The sequence below is a fragment of the Pseudomonadota bacterium genome, from assembly GCA_036339585.1.
Taxonomy (GTDB): Bacteria; Pseudomonadota; Alphaproteobacteria; order UBA8366; family UBA8366; genus UBA8366.
Map to the genome: position 1 here is coordinate 122,406 of JAYZAS010000012.1, position 18,327 is coordinate 140,732.

The window sequence follows — 18,327 nt, forward strand, 5'->3', positions numbered from 1 at the left end:
TTTCTAAGGAAATAAAGTTAATTGGTCGAGCCCCATGGTTTCAGGCAAGCCACACATCACATTCATATTTTGAATTGCCTGACCTGCTGCACCCTTCACTAAGTTGTCGGTTACTGACACTATTATGGCACGACCGGGCAATCGGTCATTACTAACGCTCATATGACACCGATTAGAACCCCTAACATCGCGTGTTGAAGGGGCACCGTCCTGAAGCACGTGAACAAAAGGTTCTCCTGAATAGCGGTTTTTTAAGCAAGCACGAAGATCTTTCGCCGTCGCTTTACCTGTGAGCCGAACATAGATAGTGGCAAGTATTCCCCTGTTCATCGGTATTAGGTGGGGCGTGAATGATACTAACACTTGACTATTAGCGGCTCTGCTAAGCTCTTGGTCAATTTCAGGGGCATGACGGTGAGCACCTATACCATAGGCATTTGTTCCCTCACTCACTTCCGTATGCAGATTTGCCTGTTTTTCCGAACGCCCTGCGCCGCTGACACCTGATTTTGCATCAATTATAATGTCATCCTTGGCTATAAGACCTTCTTCAAGAAGCGGAATAAGCGGTAACTCTGCAGTGGTTGTATAGCACCCCGGATTGGCACAGAGTCGACTATTACGAATGGAAGCACGATAGATTTCAGTTAGCCCGTATACTGCTTCAGCTTGAAGATCAGGCGCTTGATGGGAATGCCCATACCATCTAGCATAAAGGTTAACGTCTCTTAATCGAAAATCAGCTGACAGATCGACAATTTTTTTCTCTGGGTAATTCTTCAAAAATGTACTTATTACCTCTTGTGTCGTACCATGAGGTAAGGCGCAGAATATCGCATCCGCTACAGAAACATCTATCTCACTGATAGAAACCAGATCTGGCAATGAGAGATGAGCAAGGTGCGGAAATACCGACGCTATCGTTTTGCCCGAATGCCGGTCAGCAGTTACAAACTTTATTTCCATTACATCATGATTATACACCAAGCGTATCAGCTCGGCGCCCGTATAACCCGAAGCACCCAATATACCAACTGAGATAGGGGGTGTCGAACCGGCTTTATTTATTTTAGTTGTGAATGCCATGTTCCATTAACCGTATGCAGCAAATCTTTATTCAGACCTCTAGCTTAATTCGGACTTTTACCTAATATTTAATGGAATGAAAGGCAAGAAGGTGTTTTTCTAACAACACAAGGGGCAATACCAATATTCACGGCCACGTACGCCAAAATCATTGTCCTAAATAATATATGATTTTTTTCCCTCTATGAATTTTTTGAAGCCCGGGGAATAGGCACCCAGTCGGCTGCAGCAACTGTTTCCCTGAAATCATCTTTGTTAAAACAAACCTCAGATCTTATGCCAATAGTCTCTAGGGTAAACCATTCCCCCGCTTTCACCAATGCACTGGCGCCTCCATTTCCCAGATACATTGACTCCGCATCGTGACCATCCGGTGAGATAGTCAAAACTACGTTATCACCATTGGTAACCTTAAGTTCTACATCACGGTCCGATGATCGCCATGACAAATATCGTTCCAAATCAAGAATAATTTTTTTCATAGCTCAAATGACAGACTTATTCGTGTGTGTGCACCAACCACAAGAACAAGCAACCCATAAAACAATCGGCACCTTTTTCCGATTATTTACTAGATGACGCCCTTTACCGTTTAGAGAATTGGAAAGACCGTCTTGCCTTACGTTTTCCATATTTTTTCCGCTCAACAACCCGGGAGTCCCGAGTTAAAAAGCCACCTTGTTTCAAGGTTGGACGTAGTGTGGGTTCAAAATTAACCAGCGCTTTCGAAATCCCATGACGAACGGCGCCAGCTTGCCCCGAGAGTCCACCGCCGGTAACTGTGCACGTCACATCATACTGATTATGACGAGCAGCCGCCTGAAAAGGCTGATCAATAACCATTCTTAAAACTGGGCGAGCGAAATATCTCTCAATTTCACGACCATTCACCTTTACCACTCCACTACCAGGCTTTATCCATACCCGTGCTACAGCATTTTTACGCTTACCTGTAGCATAAGCACGCCCTTGCTCGTCTAGCTGGGGTACTGCAGGCTCACTAATATCTAAAGATTTCTCATTACCCACTGCGTCAGCGAGAGCAGAGAGGTCATCAATTTTAGATCCAGTTCCACTTTCCGTTTTAACCAACTTCGACCCAGCACTTAGGCCTGCAACAGGCATATCAGAAGCTGGTGCCTCCTGCTTTTCTAAATCATCAGCCATGCCTAAGAACTCCGTTTATTTTTGTTGTTCATAGAAGCAATGTCTAGCTCCTGCGGCTTTTGCGCATCGTGGGGGTGTTCTGCTCCAGCATAAACTTTAAGATTTGAAAGTTGTGTCCTGCCCAAAGAACCGCTTGGTACCATCCGCTGAACTGCTTTTACCACAACCTTGCCGGGGTTTTTACCCGCAAAAATTTCTTCCGGTGTCTCTGACTTTATGCCGCCCGGGTAACCTGTGTGACGAAAATAAACCTTGTTGTTCTTTTTCTTGCCAGTCATTGCCACTTTTTCAGCATTGATGACTATTACGTTATCTCCACAATCCACGTGTGGCGTATAACTCGCCTTATGTTTTCCTCGCAAAATATTTGCTATTATAGACGCCATTCGGCCAAGAACTAATCCCTCAGCGTTGACCAAAAACCATTTTTTTTCAACCTCGGCAGGTTTCATTGAGTATGTTTTCATAGTTTGTTTCCGACAGGCTAAAAACACCGATTTCCGGCAGTACATAGGACAAAAGAAGACCCAGTGTCAATAAACCTTATGTTAATTTTATTAAATAAAATCATACAAATGCAAGACGGTATTCAGATACCGCGTCTTTTACTTACGACGTTTTGGTGCATAACTTGTTATTGACAGATATCAGTGGCGAAAAAAGGCGTTTACCTTTCCCTGACCAATAATTGTGAGATAAAATACAGATCGCAAAATCAAAAGTTTTGATATGAGCGACAAGTAGGCACAATTGAGTTCCGCATAAGGATCACTTAAGGCCCATTGCCTTTCTAATCAAAGCGGATTGGCGCCCTAAAGCTTATTTTTAAGTTTTCGAGCAGCTCGGTCGTGCTCCCTAGCATCTTATTCTCTGCCCATTGATAGCTTTTGAAACTAATTGAGCCAGACAAGAATTTGGAATACTTCTTGTTGAGATTATCGATGAAGAATTTAATTTGAAGCGTAATTAAAATCAAATGTGCCAACTTGAAGACGAACAAGCTATATTAGCAACATTCCATTATAAGGCAGACATGATACGAGAATTCTATAGATCGTCGCGTACGGTAAATACGGCTGCACCAGACGAGGTCAGGCCGGAATACCTGACATGATGCCCTTGTCAGAATCCAATTCTACCTCGGATGTGGTTATAAAAAGAATTCTTAAGACCACACGTACAATCGCGTTGATAGGTGCGAGCGACAAGCCAGATAGACCGAGTTATGCCGTGATGAAATATTTAAAAATGCAGGGTTATCAGGTAATTCCGGTAAATCCATTCAAAACCGGCAAAGAAATCTTGGGAGAGCTCGTTTTTGGAAGTCTTTCTGAAATTACCACGCCAATAGATATGGTCGATATCTTTCGCAAACCTGATGAAGTCGGACAAATAATTGATGCGGCGATTGCTGTAGATGCAAAAGCTATATGGATGCAAATTGGTGTCGTAAACCAAGAGGCGGCAAAACGCGCCACAGCTGCCGGTATACCGGTCATAATGGACAGATGTCCGAAAATTGAGATACCTCGCTTAAAAATTTGATCGGAGAGCAAAGAGTGATAACTGTATGGTAGCTTTGGATATAAACATCGGACTTAATGCTGTTATTATGGCCGTTACCGAGGGTGCACCGAGAGTATTAACCGTTCATAAGGGCGTACTATCCGAATATGCGCCCGCCGAAGATCGCCCCACAGCGCTTCCGTTCGGTCCATTTGAACCAAATAGACACAGGACACTTGAATTAGGTCTTCGGGAGTGGGTAGAAGAACAAACCGGCCTGAGCCTTGGGTACGTGGAACAACTTTATACTTTTGGTGATCGTAACCGTGATCCCCGCGAGAGAGCTGATGGATCGAGGGTGGTCTCGATTGGTTATCTTGCATTGGTAAGAGAAAACTCACCTTTCAGAACCAAAGATGCTGAATGGGTGAATTGTTATGATTTTTTACCCTGGGAGGATTGGCGAAGCGGTCGACCACCACTACTAGACCAATTTATTTTTCCTGCTCTCGAACAATGGATTATGGCCGAACCAGAAGAGCAAGCACAGAGAGCTGAACGCACCTCAATTGCATTTGCGACAACTGACTCACGTTGGGATATTGAAAGAGTTTTAGATCGATATGAGCTTCTATATGAGGCAGGACTGGTAGTAGAAGCCAAACGTGATGCGGTACTCAAAAAAACCGAAGCTGGTGTTGGACGTTCTTTTGCTCTTGACCACCGGCGAATGCTAGCAACAGCACTTGCACGTGTCCGGGGGAAAATAAAATATAGACCGTTAGTTTTCGAGTTATTGGCGCCAACCTTCACACTGCTTAAGCTGCAAAATGTGGTTGAAGCTTTATCTGGTGTTCGACTACATAAGCAAAATTTTCGCCGCCTTGTCACAAACAATAGGTTAGTTGAACAAACCGGCAAACTGGATACGGAGAGCAGAGGTCGACCTGCTGCCTTATTTCAATTTCGGCGAGATGCCGTTCGTGAACGCTCTCAACCGGGTGTCGGGCTCCCAGTTCGCCAATCACCATAAACTAACGCGCGTTTTATAATAATCGCAGGCATAGGTATAACAGAATTTCGCCTATTGCTAATTGGGACCGACCATTATATACTATATATATACTCAATTTGACTATATTTAATATTTTTATCCGAGTAAAATTTTAGATATGAGAGCAGAGTTAGATTACACGCCCGAAGTCGCCTTAGCGACAGCAGGAATATACGATCGAGTAAGAACGGTCATACCTGAAGTCGAATGGCCATTTCATGCTCCTTACATAGAAGCAATAAACGAACTCAAAAAACGACGTAATGCCGTAATACTGGCGCATAATTACCAAACACCAGAGATATTTCATTGTGTAGGAGATATCGTTGGTGACTCTCTCGCCCTTGCGAGAGAGGCGGTCAATGTCGAGGCTGAAGTTATTGTTTTATGCGGTGTCCACTTTATGGCCGAAACAGCCAAGCTATTAAATCCAAACAAGACGGTATTATTGCCTGATATGCTCTCTGGGTGCTCGCTAGCGGATTCAATCACTGGTGCTGATGTACGCCTTTTAAAAGAAAAATATCCCGGTATTCCAATCGTTACTTATGTAAACACATCAGCTGAAGTGAAAGCGGAGTCTGATGTTTGTTGCACATCTGGCAATGCGGTAAAGGTGGTAGAAGGATTGGGTGTAGACAAAGTTATATGTATACCGGATGAATATCTCGCCAAATACATTGCAAGCCAAACAGACAAGGTAGAAATAATTGCATGGAAAGGGCATTGCGAAGTTCATGAACGTTTTACAGCTGAAGAAATAAATGGATACCGTAAAAATTTCGAAGGCTTAGTCGTTATCGCACATCCAGAGTGTCCGCCGGACGTGCTCGCCGCAGCTGACTTTGTTGGCTCCACTGCAGGTATGATTGATTATGTTGGCCAACAGAGACCACCCAAAGTGATGATGGTTACCGAGTGTTCTATGAGTGATAATGTAGCAGCGGAATATCCAGATGTAGAGTTCATACGGCCATGCAATTTGTGCCCACACATGAAACGCATAACTCTCCCAGGAATTTTAGAGGCGCTTAAGACGTTGTCGCCTGAGATAGAGGTTGATCCGGGTGTTGCCGTTGATGCTCGACGTTCTGTGGAACGTATGCTTGAGCTCAGTTGAAATCAGAAAGACCCGGAACGCCGATGGAAAGCCCCCCTCCTCCACTTCCATCCCTAATATTTGAGCAGCTGGTTCGGTGCGCCTTAGAGGAAGACTTGGGACGTGCAGGCGATATTACAACAGATGCCATCATTGACATTGGGGCAGTTAGCGAAGCCGCTTTCATAGCCCGTGAGAAAGGAGTTGTCGCGGGTCTCGGGGTTGTAAAATCGGTATTCCAACTACTTGACGCTACCACTAGCTTTAACAAGCATGTGGAAGATGGGACAACCGTAGCACCGGGTGACAAGATTGCTACGGTTGCAGGTCTTACTCGTACATTGCTAATGGGAGAAAGAACCGCTCTGAATTTTTTGTGCCGGCTATCAGGTATTGCAACGGCCACCGCTGAAATGGTGAAGGCAGTAAAAGACTATCGCGCAAGCATTGTATGCACACGAAAAACTACGCCTGGGCATCGCGTAATTGAAAAATATGCAATACGAGTTGGCGGTGGCACGAATCATAGATTTGGCTTGGATGATGCCATGTTGATAAAAGATAACCATGTTTTATCTGCAGGCGGTGTAATTAATGCCATTCAAAGGGCTAGGGCCAATGCCGGTCATCTTGTGAAGATCGAAGTTGAAGTAGATACCCTTGAACAGCTGGATGCAGTCTTGCAAATGCACCCTAATGGCGCTGATGTCGTAATGTTAGATAACTTTGCACCAGCAAAAATTGCTGAAGCAGTTAAGAAAATTGACAACCGGATGTTAATAGAAATTTCTGGCGGAGTTACTAAAGATAACATTGCTGATTTTGCAGCAACGGGGGTGGATCTAATTTCCTCAGGCGCACTCACGCACAGTACCACTTCACTTGACATCGGCCTCGATTTTGGAAGCTGATCCTTAATTTCAGGTTTCTATGATTATCAGATAGTACTGAGCGACGTAGCTCCCAGCTACACAACTTCTATTACGACCATCCAATAGAATTTTTCTACCGCCTACTCCAAATAAAAACATATGACACCATGCTTTATCGCTCTTTAATCGCAGATAACCAATCTTTGGGCCCCATGCGGACTTAATTAGCCATTAAAACAGGAATTTGGGAATTCCAAAGAATATAATCGGTTGCGCCTCCGAATATCATTTGCCTGATACGGCTCTGAGTGTAGGCACCTTTAACGAGTAAATCTGCGCCTATTTCTTCGGCTTCATCCAGAAATACTTTACCAGGACTGTCCTTTGATCTGTCAACATGCTTAGTGTCCGTTTCTATTTCTATACCATTACGCTCCATTTGCCGCGCGAGTTCACCGGCACTCGGGCCAGGGACACCAAAGTCCTCGATAGTAATGATCGTGACCCGTTTAGCCCGGTTGATAAAAGGCATGCTAAATGCAATCGTTCGTGCTGTTTCTGTGGAGCCATTCCAAGCTATCGCTATGTGTTTACCTAGCTGGTCTGGCACATTCGGCGGTGCGATCAAAATTGGTTTACCTCCCTCAAACAGCGCTGCCTCCAGTATACTCATTGCAGCAATATTTGCTCCTTTCGTAGGCCTGGCTACAGCGGTGATATCAAATACACGGCTTCGGCTTCCCACTATTTCGGAATTTGGAGAATCTTCCTCTACCCAATTCGCTTGAACTGGGCCTTGCGGCGAAGCCGCAGGCCCGACCGGGATCCCCCTACTCTTCATAAAATCTGTAAAAAACTTATGGACTTGTTCACGCCTGTCCCGATCTCGTTGCTCTACGCTCTCAACCAATTCTGGGGTAGTTACTACCAACCCCTCACCCGCCACCACCATCGTGCTCGCTGCGGTTGGCTGATAATAGAGACCTTCGATATAACTACCAAATATCTTTGCTGTAAAAAGCGCGGTTTCAAGTATTGATTCAAGTCCCTCACTTTCCTCAATCGGCACCAACACCGTTTTCATCGTCATCGCGGCTGACCCCCCTTATATTGATAAATAACAGACCCTTTTTTCTAATGTACCTTATTCCCCTTTTCTGGTCACTGAGAAGTACGAATTTATGGTCACTGAAAGGTATCACTCAACGAGAGTTTCATTAACCACCCGTCTCAGTTTTAAGCCAATCCAAGAAATCGCTATTGCCATACTGAATGGGCCATGCCAATACGCAGGGACAATCATATGAATGTAACGTAGTTATTCTTTTAGTAAGGCGGGCAACGTTCTTTTCCGTAGTTTTCAATAACATTGCGACCTCTTCCTCACGTTGCAAGTCTCCTTTCCAAGAAAAAATTGAAATCATTGGACCCAATACATTGGCACAAGCGGCAAGATTTTCCTCTACCACCGTAAATGCAATCTTCTCAGCCTCCTCCTGGTTGTTTGCCGTTACATAAACCATACAAAAACTCATCCGCCATCCCCCAAAGATATTTCTTTTCTAACTTCTGCCGACGTTATGTTAATATCGTATAAAAACAAGGGTACAATTATGGGGATCACACGGAAGAATCCAAAAAAATGGCACCAAAAAAAATAGTAACGTGCCCAAAACCAAGCAGACCGACACCCGGTCAATTAGAATGGTTGAAGCGTGGTTTAGAGCAACCTGGCGGAAAATTACCGTTATTTGATGGACTTGGCCAAAAAGTGAGCGAACGGACAATAAAAAGTTGTATCAACAAAGGCTGGGCCTCTCCATGGTTCGATAATCCAATAAAACCGGATTGGTTAGTCTGCAAATTGACCGATGAAGGTCGGCAGATTGTAACCAAGTAACTACTGTTTGTAAGATCGTTCGGAGCAGTGCCAATGCACCTCTAAGATCTCGATTTTCACACTATTTTGACTGGTCGGGGCGGTAGGACTTGAACCTACGACCTTTCGACCCCCAGTCGAATGCGCTACCAGACTGCGCCACGCCCCGAACGTAGTGAGTATAAAATCCCTACATTAGCACCATATCGCTAGCTTTTCTTCACAGCAATGAATATTGAAATTTATCGACGCAGTTCGCTTTCAAGTGAGTGCAATTCCTTTAGTATGGAGGATAACTCACGGTGTGTGGCCGCGTTGACAACAGTCGCCTCACCGGTATCGGTCTCTGTTGATGCACTAGCGTTGGCTAAAGCACGGTCTTTATTGTCGTTCTCATTATCGGCAACCTTCTCTCCGACCAAACAACGTACGCCCTTTTCTCTCAGAATTTTTTGTACGCCTCTAATGGTGTATCCTTCATCGTATAACAACGAACGTATAGCTCCAAGGAGAACTATATCACCAGGACGGTAATAGCGACGCCCTCCAGCCCGTTTCATCGGTTTTACCTGCGAGAATTTCGTTTCCCAGAATCTCAAAACGTGTTGAGGTATATCTAAAGAGGTCGATACCTCACTAATAGTCCTGAAGGCATCACCCGATTTGGTTTCGGCGGTTTGATATGCCATCACGAACTAGAACCATCCGTGAGGCCGCTTACAGGGACACCTTGGCCCGAGCGCTTTTCATATCCGTCGTTAATACGCCCCTTAAGCACATGGCTAGGACGGAAGACAAGGACTCGCCTTGGTAGGATTGGCACCTCTTCCCCAGTCTTGGGGTTCCGGCCAATTCTTTGACCCTTCTGCCTAACAAAGAAACTACCAAATGACGATATTTTCACCATCTCGTCTCGCAGTAAAGCATCTGTTATTTCCTCTAAAACAGACTCTACAAGATCGGAAGATTCATTCCTTGACAAACCAATTCCCTGATAAACGGCCTCGCTTAATTGCGCTCGTGTGACTGTGTCATCGGTCATCATATTTCCCCATCGCAATCTGTTTCCATCTATAGCGTAACCAGCAGCGCACTCTCAGTCAATTGCTTAGAATATGAGGAAAATAGTTAGCTTTCAAACTGCACCAAACAGCGGCTACCGACTCTACCAGCGTATTAGAGCGGAACCCCATGTGAATCCTCCCCCCATAGCTGTTAGCGATATTAGATCTCCCGGAGAAAAGCATTGCCGAGATTGCGCATCAGCAAGCGCCATGGGAATAGTCGCTGCAGAGGTGTTAGCATGCTGATCGACAGTTACAACAACCTTTGACTTATCAATTGAAAGTTTTTTTGCAACGCTATCCATAATTCTTATATTTGCTTGATGTGGAACCAACCAATCAACATCGGAAATATCTAGATCGTTTTCAGTAAGTGATTCCTGAACGGTCTCTGCCATTCTCAATACCGCGTGTTTAAAAACATCAGCGCCGTCCATCTCAATATAACCCGCCTGGCCATTGGTTGATGGCCCGCCATTTGTCCACAACAATTTATAATAGTCGCCATCAGAATGTATATGGGTTGATAGCACTCCACGGTCCTCGTTGCTCCCATTGTTATCTTCAGCACCGAGCACAACTGCACCAGCTCCATCGCCAAACAAAACGCATGTGCTTCGATCTTCCCAATCAACTATGCGGCTAAAGGTCTCAGAGCCCACAAGAAGAGCTTTACTGGCTTGACCAAGCCTTATCATATTATCTGCGGTGTTCAGTGCATAGATAAAGCCAGAACATGCCGCTTGAACGTCAAATGCCACTCCTCTTTTAACCCCGAGTTTTGACTGAATATGCGTAGCAGTGGACGGAAACGTATTATCAGGTGTTACCGTCGCTAAAACGATAAGGTCAATATCATCGGGGGTGACACCTGCATTCGCCATCGCCCTCCTAGAAGCTTCCACGCCTAAATCAGACGTTAATTGGCCTTCAGCAACAATATGGCGCTGCCTAATACCCGTCCGTTTAGAGATCCACTCATCCGATGTATCGAGATCGTTTGCCAAGTCGTCATTTGTGAGGATTTTATCTGGGAGATATGACCCACACCCCAAAAAAACAGACCGTCGCATACTAATTGGTCACTTTTTTGTTGGCTTGAGCATAGTCCTCGCCAAGAAGATCTATGTCATCGGTTATCTTCTGTAGGAACTGGTGCGTAGCCATATCAGCGGCAACTTCAATAGCGCTGGCAAATCCGAAACCATCTGTACCGCCATGACTTTTTACCACAATGCCATTTAGCCCAAGCAACATCGCTCCGTTATAGCGACGGGGGTCCGTTCGTGTGCGGAGATTAGTTATTTCTCGCTTCGCTAGCAAATAACCAAGCCGGGAAATAAGGCTACCTCGGAAAGCATCCTTCAAGAATCCCGCGTACAACTTAATCATTCCTTCAGCGGTCTTCAGCGCCACATTTCCGGTAAAACCATCAGTAACCACGACGTCGACTGTGCCAGCCGCGATGTCATCACCCTCCACGAAACCAACAAATTCCCCGGGCAAATCAGTTGAGCGCAAAATTGCAGATGCTTCTCTAATTTCCTCATGTCCCTTCAATTCTTCGACGCCAACATTGAGTAGACCGATCGTCGGTGTTCGGATACCAAGCACCGTACGGGCGAAAACCTCTCCCATCACTGCAAACTGAACGAGGTTTTTGGCGTCGCATTGCAAGTTGGCACCCAAGTCCAACATACATGCCTCACCCTGTTGGGTGGGGTAGAATGCAGTAATTGCGGGCCGATCGATGCCAGGCAACGTTTTAAGAACGAACTTTGAAATTGCCATTAAAGCCCCGGTGTTACCCGCAGAAACCACCGACGCCGCTTCCCCATTAGCAACCGCATTGATTGCAAGGCGCATACTCGAATTTTTTCCAGATCGCAATGCCACTGATGGCTTTTCTCCGCTAGAGATTACATCCTCTGTATGGCGTATTGAACTTACTGCCGCCAAATCCGGATCCTTTTCTAGTAACGGGGCTATACGAGATTCATCCCCTACCATTAAAAAATGCACTTCTGGCATGCGTACCCGAGCGATTGAGGCCCCACGAATAATCATTTCAGGAGCTTTATCACCGCCCATTGTATCCAAAGAAATTACGAGATCATTTGCCACGGACTCAACAACCCGGCTTGGGCCGGCTCCCTAAGCGTTAGCAGGCCAAGTTTCACCAGGCTCGACGACTTCTCGACCGTCGTAGTGGCCACAAGCACCGCAAACGTGATGAGGCCTCTTGAGCTCCCCACAATTAGGGCATTCGTTAAACGAAGCGGCTCTCAGTGCATCATGCGCACGACGCATGTTACGTCTGGACTTCGAAATCTTACTTTTAGGAACAGCCATGCGAGTTCCCTTTCAAATGGTGATATGTTAGATCGCTTAGACTGCTCGGTGTCATACAGAAAGATTGCCCGAACAGCAAGCAAAACACCTAACCTACTTTTGATGCTTTAATTGGCTAAGCACAGCAAATGGTTTGTTACTATCGATATTCCCGTCGATTTCTCCGAACCAAAGACCATCGGCAGGGATTTTTGCACCAGGTGCGCGAGGGTAAGGATCAAGCAGAATGGCAAGCTGTTGAGCTGCGAGTTCCCCAAAATCTATTTGGTTATTTTCAATTAATTCGGCTGATTCTAGTATTTCTTTATCAAAATCAGCTTCCTGTCCATCGTTACTCTTATCAAGAAAGCTCCATGAAATTGGTTGGTCAAGCTCAAATTCCACCGGTTCTAAGGTAATTACACACTTTTGAAAGCCCACCGCGGCAAGCCGCCCGGCTGCCTCAATTATACCGGTCGTCTCACTTCGTTTAAATTTTAGCGAGAACATCAAACTTTCCAACGAAACAAGATCGAAACGGGCAACCAACGATTTTAACTCATCCTCCTTCGCCTTGCACTCCAATGACACCGAATCAAACCCGACTTTATCAGCGGTTACAGGGCGCGAAAATTCTACAATATGATCCATATCGCACATATTATCTTATGGGGAATAAAAATCGATAAGTCCTTTGGATAAATGGTCAATAGTGGCCCCGTCTATATTATCAATTTGTTTCTGAAAATAATCTGTTAAGGCCTCAACTCCCTTTTCTGGTTTAGCCTCGAGGCCAAAGTATACATTTCGCTCCAGAGCACGGCTAAGATCTTCCGTTCCGGCGTTCGAGGTAGCCTCGTCGTAAGCATCAAGTCTTCCATAGAAACCCTCGGCTATACGTTTTACTTTCTTGCCCACAGACAAATCACCAACACCCATTTCTCGAAGATTTCGATCAAGATCATCTATCAAAATAGTTGCGAGCATTTGTGATAATTTAAAACCTTCTGGCGTTTGCTTGAGCCGCCTCATAACACAGTAGCAATGAAGAACTATCATATCAAAACGCCCATTAGCCGTATCTGGCACATCAAATTCTTCATATAAAAAACGTTGCCGTGCTTGCTCGACAATACGATGGTATAATGCACGAGCGGGCACCTCAAATGTGTCAGATCCAAATAGAGACCTTATTTTTTTCAGCATGAATATACTTTCGTAAAAAACTGGTAGATTGTACGTGATATCCCAGGCAATTTTAGTGGATAAAACCAAGTTTAAACATTGAGCACTCTTTCCAACATTGAATTACCACCGCGCTATAATGGAAAAATAAAGTAACATGAAACAGACCATCAAAAAATACTCATTACTTGCAGGTCTTATGATAATTATAACGGCAACTTTAAGCTCCTGTTCAACGAAAACCGCTGTGCGCGGAAACCAGCCGACCGAATCACAAATTTCTAAGATCAAAATTGGTGAAACGAGCAGAGAAGAAGTTGTAAGGATACTCGGAAATCCCTCCACTAAAGGGACGTTTGATTCGCAGGTTTGGTATTATATCAGCCGTGAAACATCCCAATGGGCTTTTCTGCCTGAAAACATAGTTGATCAGCGAGTTATAGCTATATATTTCACCCCGCGCGGTAAGGTCCAACACTTAGAAAAATACCAGAAAGGCGACCGGCGTGATGTCGATTTGGTCAAACGAGAGACGCGCACGACCGGGCAAGAACTAGGATTTTGGGAGCAGATGTTTGGAAATCTTGGTTTGGGAATACCAATGGGTGATTAAAAAAAAAGAGTAAAGAAACCCCCAACCAATCATTCAGGGGTTTCTTCTTTACTCCATTTCAAAAGGTCAGTGCGCTAACATTGCCAATAAAAGAAGCGCCACGATATTCGTAATTTTAATCATGGGATTTACAGCGGGGCCAGCAGTGTCTTTATAAGGATCACCGACAGTGTCCCCGGTAACCGCTGCATGATGTGCATCAGACCCCTTACCTCCATGATTACCATCCTCGATGTATTTTTTAGCGTTATCCCAGGCACCGCCTCCTGCTGTCATCGAAATAGCTACAAATAGCCCGGTCACAATGACCCCAAGAAGCATTGCTCCAAGCGCAGAGAACGCGGCAGATTTACCAGCTATGCCTTGGATCACGAGAAAGAGTATGATTGGTGACAATACCGGAAGCATCGATGGAATAATCATTTCTTTGATTGCGGCCTTGGTTAACATGTCCACGCAGGCACCGTATTCCGGTTTTGCCTTGCCTGTCATAATACCTTTTATCTCTTTGAACTGGCGCCGTACCTCAACAACGACAGCACCAGCCGCCCGGCCTACTGCAGTCATGCCGAGAGCTCCAAACAAATAGGGGAGAAGCCCACCTACAAAAAGGCCGACAACCACATATGGATTCGACAAAGAGAAGTCTACTGTCACTCCAGCGAAATATTTAAATTGATCTGAATTAGACGTGAAATGCTGAAGATCTTGAGTATAAGCGGCGAACAAAACTAATGCACCCAATCCTGCGGATCCTATAGCATATCCTTTTGTCACTGCTTTAGTGGTATTGCCCACCGCATCCAATGCATCAGTAGTTTTCCGAACTTTTTCTTTTAGTTCGGCCATTTCTGCAATTCCACCAGCATTATCAGTGACAGGCCCATACGCGTCGAGAGCAACCACGATGCCAGCGAGCGCAAGCATTGTGGTCACAGCAATTGCGATTCCGAAAAGGCCGGCTAGCAAAAAAGTTCCTACTATGGCCGCACAGATAATAATTGCCGGTATCGCTGTTGCCTCCATCGAGATCGCTAGTCCTTGGATGACATTTGTACCGTGGCCGGTAGTAGATGCCTGAGCAACTGAACGGACCGGGCGATATTCTGTACCAGTGTAGTACTCGGTAATCCAAACAATTAGACCGGTAGTGACCAATCCTATAATTCCGCAATAGAAAAGATCTAAGCCGGTGGCAGATTGGCCCGATATAATGAAGCTGCTTTTCAAGCCTATTACCTCATCCGTAACAAAGTACAGAGCCACTGCTGAGAGAACTGTGCATGCAATAAAACCCTTGTACAAAGCGCCCATTATGCTTTGGTTAGCGCCCAGCTTTACGAAAAAATTTCCGATTATTGTAGTTACTATGCATGTTGCGCCAATGACCAATGGGAAAACCATCATTTGTCCTTCGGCCGTTCCCGAGAAAAAGATCTGAGCTAGCACCATAGTTGCGACTACGCTTACAACATAAGTCTCAAATAAATCGGCAGCCATACCTGCGCAATCACCTACATTGTCACCTACATTGTCAGCAATCACTGCTGGATTACGCGGATCATCCTCAGGAATTCCAGCCTCAACTTTGCCAACGAGATCAGCTCCAACGTCCGCACCCTTCGTGAAAATTCCACCCCCAAGTCGTGCAAATATGGATATAAGTGAGGCGCCGAACCCTAGGGCCACTAATGGATCAACGATACCACGCTCACTAGCTCCACTTTCGATAAGAAATTTATAATAGCCTGTAACGGAAAGTAAGGCTAAGCCGGCCACTAACATCCCTGTCACGGATCCCGCTTGGTAAGAAACCTTTAATCCCTCTGCAAGCCCGTTACTCGCGGCCTGAGTAGTTCGAACATTTGCTCGAACTGAAATGTGCATGCCGATATAGCCTGCAGCTCCTGACAAGACAGCACCAATTACGAACCCTATAGCCACATGCCAGTTAAATAAATAAACAAGGATTAATGCTATGGCAGCGCCAACCATTCCAATAGTAGTGTATTGTCGGTTGAGATAGGCAGCAGCCCCCTCTTGAATACCTGAGGCAATTTCCTTCATTCGCTTGCTGCCTGCGTCCGCACTCAGCACCTGACGGCTTATAAAAATACCATAAAGAACGGCAAGGATACCGCACCCGATGACAATGTTAAGCATCGTTCAAACCTACTTTCGTTTTTCTGATAACTTCGTTTTAAAACAAATATTGCGACGTAGTGCTTTCCTAATCTTACACTATAACTAAGAAGACCATGCCAGAAGCACATGACGAAGGCAACCACACTAAACATTTAGTTGTTTAAAAACCGTTAGCTTGTTGTTGCCGCAACCAAAACACGGCTGCGACAACGAAGAACGCGGGCAGGATTAACGCTGCATTTACCGCAGTCCAGCCGATCAAATGTTGGACAGTGCCGGATAAAAAAGCGGTCAATACGACAGTGCCAAATACAAGCAAGTCATTGCAGCCTTGGGCTTTTTCCTTTTCTTCTGGCTTGTAAGCCTCAGTTAAAAGAGTTGTTCCTCCAATGAATAGGAAGTTCCATCCAAGACCGAGGACAGTTAAGGCTAGGGCAAAATGACCTAGAGTTTCTCCTGACATCGCTATTGAAGCTGCACCAATCATCAGGACTGCTCCCACAATTAAAATATTATAAATACCGAATCGGTTTATGAGATTTCCAGTGAAGAAACTGGGCAAATACATCCCTAAGATATGTGCCTGAATTATCCATTTTGTGTCCTCGACCACAAAGCCACACACCTTCATTGCTAACGGGGTTGAGGTCATAGACAAATTCATTAGCCCATAACCAAGCATTGAAGATAGAACCGCCACAATAAAAACGGGTTGACGAATTATAACACCCAACGGTCTACCAGCTCGTCCTTCGCGTGGCTGCGGCCTGGGAATATCTATGGCAAAGAGAAGAACAGAGGTCACAAAAGTAATAAAGCAAATTGTGAAGTATCCTCCGGCAAATAACACGGGTTCAAAAAGTCCATATGTCCGACTTGCTAGTTCGGGGCCTGCAATGGCAGCAAATACACCACCTGCCATTACATAAGATATGGCACGCCCCTTAAAAGCCTCGCTAGCCGTATCTGCAGCAGCAAACCGATAATATTGCCAGCAAGCATTGTGGATACCCATTATGGCGCTGCCTAACGCAAAAAAGTAAAAATTCTGATAAAAAATTGCAAATGTTGCAATCGCGGCTCCACAGCAACCGACTAATTGACCACAGATAAAGACCGGTCGGCGTCCGAAACGGCGCATCAGAAGTGATAAAGGTACAGTGCTCGAGACGGTCATTACCCATTGCAATCCAAAAGGTACCGTTGCGAGAGCGGGGTCGGGAGCCAATGTAATACCAACTAATGCCGATATAGTCAGCACCATAGAAGTACCAGTCATCGCCATGCCAAGACATACCGATAGTATAAGAACATTTTTCTTTGTTGGATCGTAGACCGAAGGGTCATGAGATGCAGTCATTATGCTGCTACTACCTAACTGATTAATTGAATGACGCTGGTATCAGCGATAACATGCCTTTAGTCATACGGTAATTTAATTTAGACAAACCAAAAAATGCAAGGCACACAACATGACAGCGACAAAAACGTTAAAAAGAGGTGTAACGTTATGAATTTCTACAAACCCGATTTAGGAAAAAACCCAGATGATCCATTTGCAAGAGATGCGGAGGATAAATTAATCCGCCGGGCTTACTGGCTTGATATGACTGATCAATCTATAGTCTTGGCGCTTACGCAAGGGATAGGCGCAGCACTAAGTAATGAGGAAAAGCGTGTCCACCTCACTGATATTGCACGCAATCATTTAGTAGAAAAAGTTTGCGTGCAAGAATTAATTCCCCCAGAAAATTGAGAATCACTGACTCTTTTTTACATCTGTTGCTCGAATACTTACATTCTGCTCAAAAGCTTTTTGTATTAAAACTGCCTTAATCTTATTCTCTCCTATGGCACGCTTTCCAGCGTGCATAAGGCGGGCCTTAACCGACCGTATATTCACCCCGGGTGTTCCAGGCCGCAAAGACCCAAAGTAGTTAAATAAAGAGCTAAAGAACGCATCCTTTATTCGAGGAACGTAAAGCTCCGCCACATCTTTTGCATCAGAATCTATCATCTCCAAGGTTACCGTTAAGAAAATATATTTTTCTACCCGTCCCTCTCTCACAACAGGGACAGCAAGACTGGGAATTGGCAAAAACTCTGGATTATCTTCTGCCAAAGTCTTAGTTTCCTCAACAGCACACGCGGCCGGTGCTATTGAAAAAAACAATAGCAGTGTCAGAAATCCAATACGATATAAGTGCATAATCTTCCCATCATTCGGCATATTTGTGAGTGCCCCAAGTAACACAAAAAATTCGAATAACCCAAATTTGCTGTAGTATCTTTCCCGGGCTACTAAACCTTTAATTTTTACCTGATA

22 protein-coding genes, 1 tRNA gene and 1 pseudogene are annotated in these 18,327 nt (G+C 45.0%); 7 read left to right on the top strand and 17 right to left on the bottom strand.

Annotated elements, in window-relative coordinates; translation table 11 throughout:
- Window positions 1-3: 3 nt before the first annotated feature.
- From argC to rplM, 4 genes are all read right to left on the bottom strand, one after another.
- A complete protein-coding gene (argC, locus tag VX941_09135; protein ID MEE2933572.1) occupies window positions 4-1,086 on the bottom strand; it encodes an N-acetyl-gamma-glutamyl-phosphate reductase in 1,083 nt (360 codons plus the stop codon).
- Between the two features lie 182 nt (window positions 1,087-1,268).
- Window positions 1,269-1,568 (bottom strand): hypothetical protein, encoded by a 300-nt coding sequence (locus tag VX941_09140; GenBank protein ID MEE2933573.1) that lies wholly within the window; start codon window positions 1,566-1,568, stop codon window positions 1,269-1,271.
- Between the two features lie 103 nt (window positions 1,569-1,671).
- Window positions 1,672-2,115, bottom strand: coding sequence for a 30S ribosomal protein S9 (gene rpsI, locus VX941_09145; protein ID MEE2933574.1), 444 nt, complete (start codon window positions 2,113-2,115; stop codon window positions 1,672-1,674).
- 140 nt (window positions 2,116-2,255) lie between these two features.
- The gene (gene rplM, locus VX941_09150; GenBank protein ID MEE2933575.1) at window positions 2,256-2,720 is read right to left on the bottom strand and encodes a 50S ribosomal protein L13; all 465 of its coding nucleotides are present in this window, start codon (window positions 2,718-2,720) and stop codon (window positions 2,256-2,258) included.
- 646 nt (window positions 2,721-3,366) lie between these two features.
- Here rplM and VX941_09155 point away from each other — a divergent pair.
- The 4 genes from VX941_09155 to nadC all read left to right on the top strand — a co-directional run bounded on the left by VX941_09155 (window position 3,367) and on the right by nadC (window position 6,823).
- Window positions 3,367-3,798 carry a CoA-binding protein gene (locus VX941_09155; GenBank protein MEE2933576.1) on the top strand — a complete coding sequence of 144 codons (432 nt, stop codon included), beginning with the start codon at window positions 3,367-3,369 and terminating at the stop codon, window positions 3,796-3,798.
- Window positions 3,799-3,823: 25 nt separating this feature from the next.
- The gene (locus VX941_09160; GenBank protein ID MEE2933577.1) at window positions 3,824-4,792 is read left to right on the top strand and encodes a hypothetical protein; all 969 of its coding nucleotides are present in this window, start codon (window positions 3,824-3,826) and stop codon (window positions 4,790-4,792) included.
- A 139-nt stretch (window positions 4,793-4,931) separates the two neighbouring features.
- Window positions 4,932-5,933, top strand: coding sequence for a quinolinate synthase NadA (gene nadA, locus VX941_09165; protein MEE2933578.1), 1,002 nt, complete (start codon window positions 4,932-4,934; stop codon window positions 5,931-5,933).
- 23 nt (window positions 5,934-5,956) lie between these two features.
- A complete protein-coding gene (gene nadC / locus VX941_09170) occupies window positions 5,957-6,823 on the top strand; it encodes a carboxylating nicotinate-nucleotide diphosphorylase (protein ID MEE2933579.1) in 867 nt (288 codons plus the stop codon).
- Between the two features lie 181 nt (window positions 6,824-7,004).
- Here nadC and VX941_09175 read toward each other — a convergent pair whose 3' ends face one another.
- A complete protein-coding gene (locus VX941_09175; GenBank protein MEE2933580.1) occupies window positions 7,005-7,874 on the bottom strand; it encodes a universal stress protein in 870 nt (289 codons plus the stop codon).
- Between the two features lie 127 nt (window positions 7,875-8,001).
- Window positions 8,002-8,307, bottom strand: a complete 306-nt coding sequence (gene cutA / locus VX941_09180; GenBank protein MEE2933581.1) for a divalent-cation tolerance protein CutA — start codon at window positions 8,305-8,307, stop codon at window positions 8,002-8,004.
- Between the two features lie 119 nt (window positions 8,308-8,426).
- Here cutA and VX941_09185 point away from each other — a divergent pair, with 119 nt between their 5' ends.
- Entirely contained in the window at window positions 8,427-8,684 is a 258-nt protein-coding gene (locus VX941_09185; protein ID MEE2933582.1) for a hypothetical protein, read from the top strand.
- Window positions 8,685-8,755: 71 nt separating this feature from the next.
- Here VX941_09185 and VX941_09190 read toward each other — a convergent pair.
- The 8 genes and pseudogenes from VX941_09190 to VX941_09225 form a co-directional block, all read right to left on the bottom strand.
- Window positions 8,756-8,832, bottom strand: a tRNA-Pro gene (locus tag VX941_09190).
- Between the two features lie 235 nt (window positions 8,833-9,067).
- Window positions 9,068-9,352: pseudogene (locus VX941_09195) on the bottom strand (MerR family transcriptional regulator).
- Window positions 9,352-9,705, bottom strand: coding sequence for an integration host factor subunit alpha (locus tag VX941_09200; GenBank protein ID MEE2933583.1), 354 nt, complete (start codon window positions 9,703-9,705; stop codon window positions 9,352-9,354). Before VX941_09200 ends, VX941_09195 begins: the two are co-directional and overlap by 1 nt.
- Before the next feature lie 123 nt (window positions 9,706-9,828).
- Entirely contained in the window at window positions 9,829-10,800 is a 972-nt protein-coding gene (locus VX941_09205; protein MEE2933584.1) for a beta-ketoacyl-ACP synthase III, read from the bottom strand.
- A gap of 1 nt (window position 10,801) precedes the next feature.
- Window positions 10,802-11,851, bottom strand: a complete 1,050-nt coding sequence (gene plsX, locus VX941_09210; protein ID MEE2933585.1) for a phosphate acyltransferase PlsX — start codon at window positions 11,849-11,851, stop codon at window positions 10,802-10,804.
- A gap of 30 nt (window positions 11,852-11,881) precedes the next feature.
- Window positions 11,882-12,079, bottom strand: coding sequence for a 50S ribosomal protein L32 (gene rpmF / locus VX941_09215; GenBank protein MEE2933586.1), 198 nt, complete (start codon window positions 12,077-12,079; stop codon window positions 11,882-11,884).
- Window positions 12,080-12,172: 93 nt separating this feature from the next.
- On the bottom strand, window positions 12,173-12,709 hold the full coding sequence (locus tag VX941_09220) for a hypothetical protein (protein ID MEE2933587.1): 537 nt from the start codon (window positions 12,707-12,709) through the stop codon (window positions 12,173-12,175).
- A gap of 15 nt (window positions 12,710-12,724) precedes the next feature.
- Complete coding sequence (locus VX941_09225; protein ID MEE2933588.1) at window positions 12,725-13,264, bottom strand: ubiquinol-cytochrome C chaperone family protein; 540 nt, start codon at window positions 13,262-13,264, stop codon at window positions 12,725-12,727.
- Window positions 13,265-13,400: 136 nt separating this feature from the next.
- On the opposite strand from VX941_09225, the gene bamE reads away from it, so the two are divergent.
- Window positions 13,401-13,856 carry an outer membrane protein assembly factor BamE gene (bamE, locus tag VX941_09230; GenBank protein MEE2933589.1) on the top strand — a complete coding sequence of 152 codons (456 nt, stop codon included), beginning with the start codon at window positions 13,401-13,403 and terminating at the stop codon, window positions 13,854-13,856.
- Between the two features lie 66 nt (window positions 13,857-13,922).
- Here the strand turns inward: bamE and VX941_09235 are convergent, their stop codons facing one another.
- Window positions 13,923-16,019: a sodium-translocating pyrophosphatase gene (locus VX941_09235; protein MEE2933590.1), complete on the bottom strand. Its 2,097-nt coding sequence runs from the start codon at window positions 16,017-16,019 to the stop codon at window positions 13,923-13,925.
- Between the two features lie 142 nt (window positions 16,020-16,161).
- Window positions 16,162-17,361, bottom strand: a complete 1,200-nt coding sequence (locus VX941_09240) for an MFS transporter (protein MEE2933591.1) — start codon at window positions 17,359-17,361, stop codon at window positions 16,162-16,164.
- Between the two features lie 150 nt (window positions 17,362-17,511).
- On the opposite strand from VX941_09240, the gene VX941_09245 reads away from it, so the two are divergent.
- Complete coding sequence (locus VX941_09245) at window positions 17,512-17,757, top strand: hypothetical protein (protein ID MEE2933592.1); 246 nt, start codon at window positions 17,512-17,514, stop codon at window positions 17,755-17,757.
- A gap of 3 nt (window positions 17,758-17,760) precedes the next feature.
- On the opposite strand, the gene VX941_09250 is transcribed toward VX941_09245, so the two are convergent.
- Window positions 17,761-18,231 carry a hypothetical protein gene (locus VX941_09250; protein MEE2933593.1) on the bottom strand — a complete coding sequence of 157 codons (471 nt, stop codon included), beginning with the start codon at window positions 18,229-18,231 and terminating at the stop codon, window positions 17,761-17,763.
- Window positions 18,232-18,327: the final 96 nt, after the last annotated feature.

What these genes read in the sequence shown, in the direction of transcription:
- VX941_09175 (MEE2933580.1), bottom strand. Translation starts at nt 7,874, where the DNA reads ATGACGATGAAAACGGTGTTGGTGCCGATTGAGGAAAGTGAGGGACTT.
- bamE (MEE2933589.1), top strand. Translation starts at nt 13,401, where the DNA reads ATGAAACAGACCATCAAAAAATACTCATTACTTGCAGGTCTTATGATA.
- cutA (MEE2933581.1), bottom strand. Translation starts at nt 8,307, where the DNA reads ATGGTTTATGTAACGGCAAACAACCAGGAGGAGGCTGAGAAGATTGCA.
- VX941_09250 (MEE2933593.1), bottom strand. Translation starts at nt 18,231, where the DNA reads ATGCCGAATGATGGGAAGATTATGCACTTATATCGTATTGGATTTCTG.
- VX941_09240 (MEE2933591.1), bottom strand. Translation starts at nt 17,361, where the DNA reads ATGACTGCATCTCATGACCCTTCGGTCTACGATCCAACAAAGAAAAAT.
- rplM (MEE2933575.1), bottom strand. Translation starts at nt 2,720, where the DNA reads ATGAAAACATACTCAATGAAACCTGCCGAGGTTGAAAAAAAATGGTTT.
- nadC (MEE2933579.1), top strand. Translation starts at nt 5,957, where the DNA reads ATGGAAAGCCCCCCTCCTCCACTTCCATCCCTAATATTTGAGCAGCTG.
- nadA (MEE2933578.1), top strand. Translation starts at nt 4,932, where the DNA reads ATGAGAGCAGAGTTAGATTACACGCCCGAAGTCGCCTTAGCGACAGCA.
- VX941_09225 (MEE2933588.1), bottom strand. Translation starts at nt 13,264, where the DNA reads ATGCTGAAAAAAATAAGGTCTCTATTTGGATCTGACACATTTGAGGTG.
- VX941_09220 (MEE2933587.1), bottom strand. Translation starts at nt 12,709, where the DNA reads ATGGATCATATTGTAGAATTTTCGCGCCCTGTAACCGCTGATAAAGTC.
- rpmF (MEE2933586.1), bottom strand. Translation starts at nt 12,079, where the DNA reads ATGGCTGTTCCTAAAAGTAAGATTTCGAAGTCCAGACGTAACATGCGT.
- argC (MEE2933572.1), bottom strand. Translation starts at nt 1,086, where the DNA reads ATGGCATTCACAACTAAAATAAATAAAGCCGGTTCGACACCCCCTATC.
- VX941_09185 (MEE2933582.1), top strand. Translation starts at nt 8,427, where the DNA reads ATGGCACCAAAAAAAATAGTAACGTGCCCAAAACCAAGCAGACCGACA.
- VX941_09235 (MEE2933590.1), bottom strand. Translation starts at nt 16,019, where the DNA reads ATGCTTAACATTGTCATCGGGTGCGGTATCCTTGCCGTTCTTTATGGT.
- VX941_09155 (MEE2933576.1), top strand. Translation starts at nt 3,367, where the DNA reads ATGCCCTTGTCAGAATCCAATTCTACCTCGGATGTGGTTATAAAAAGA.
- VX941_09160 (MEE2933577.1), top strand. Translation starts at nt 3,824, where the DNA reads ATGGTAGCTTTGGATATAAACATCGGACTTAATGCTGTTATTATGGCC.
- VX941_09140 (MEE2933573.1), bottom strand. Translation starts at nt 1,568, where the DNA reads ATGAAAAAAATTATTCTTGATTTGGAACGATATTTGTCATGGCGATCA.
- VX941_09200 (MEE2933583.1), bottom strand. Translation starts at nt 9,705, where the DNA reads ATGACCGATGACACAGTCACACGAGCGCAATTAAGCGAGGCCGTTTAT.
- VX941_09245 (MEE2933592.1), top strand. Translation starts at nt 17,512, where the DNA reads ATGAATTTCTACAAACCCGATTTAGGAAAAAACCCAGATGATCCATTT.
- VX941_09205 (MEE2933584.1), bottom strand. Translation starts at nt 10,800, where the DNA reads ATGCGACGGTCTGTTTTTTTGGGGTGTGGGTCATATCTCCCAGATAAA.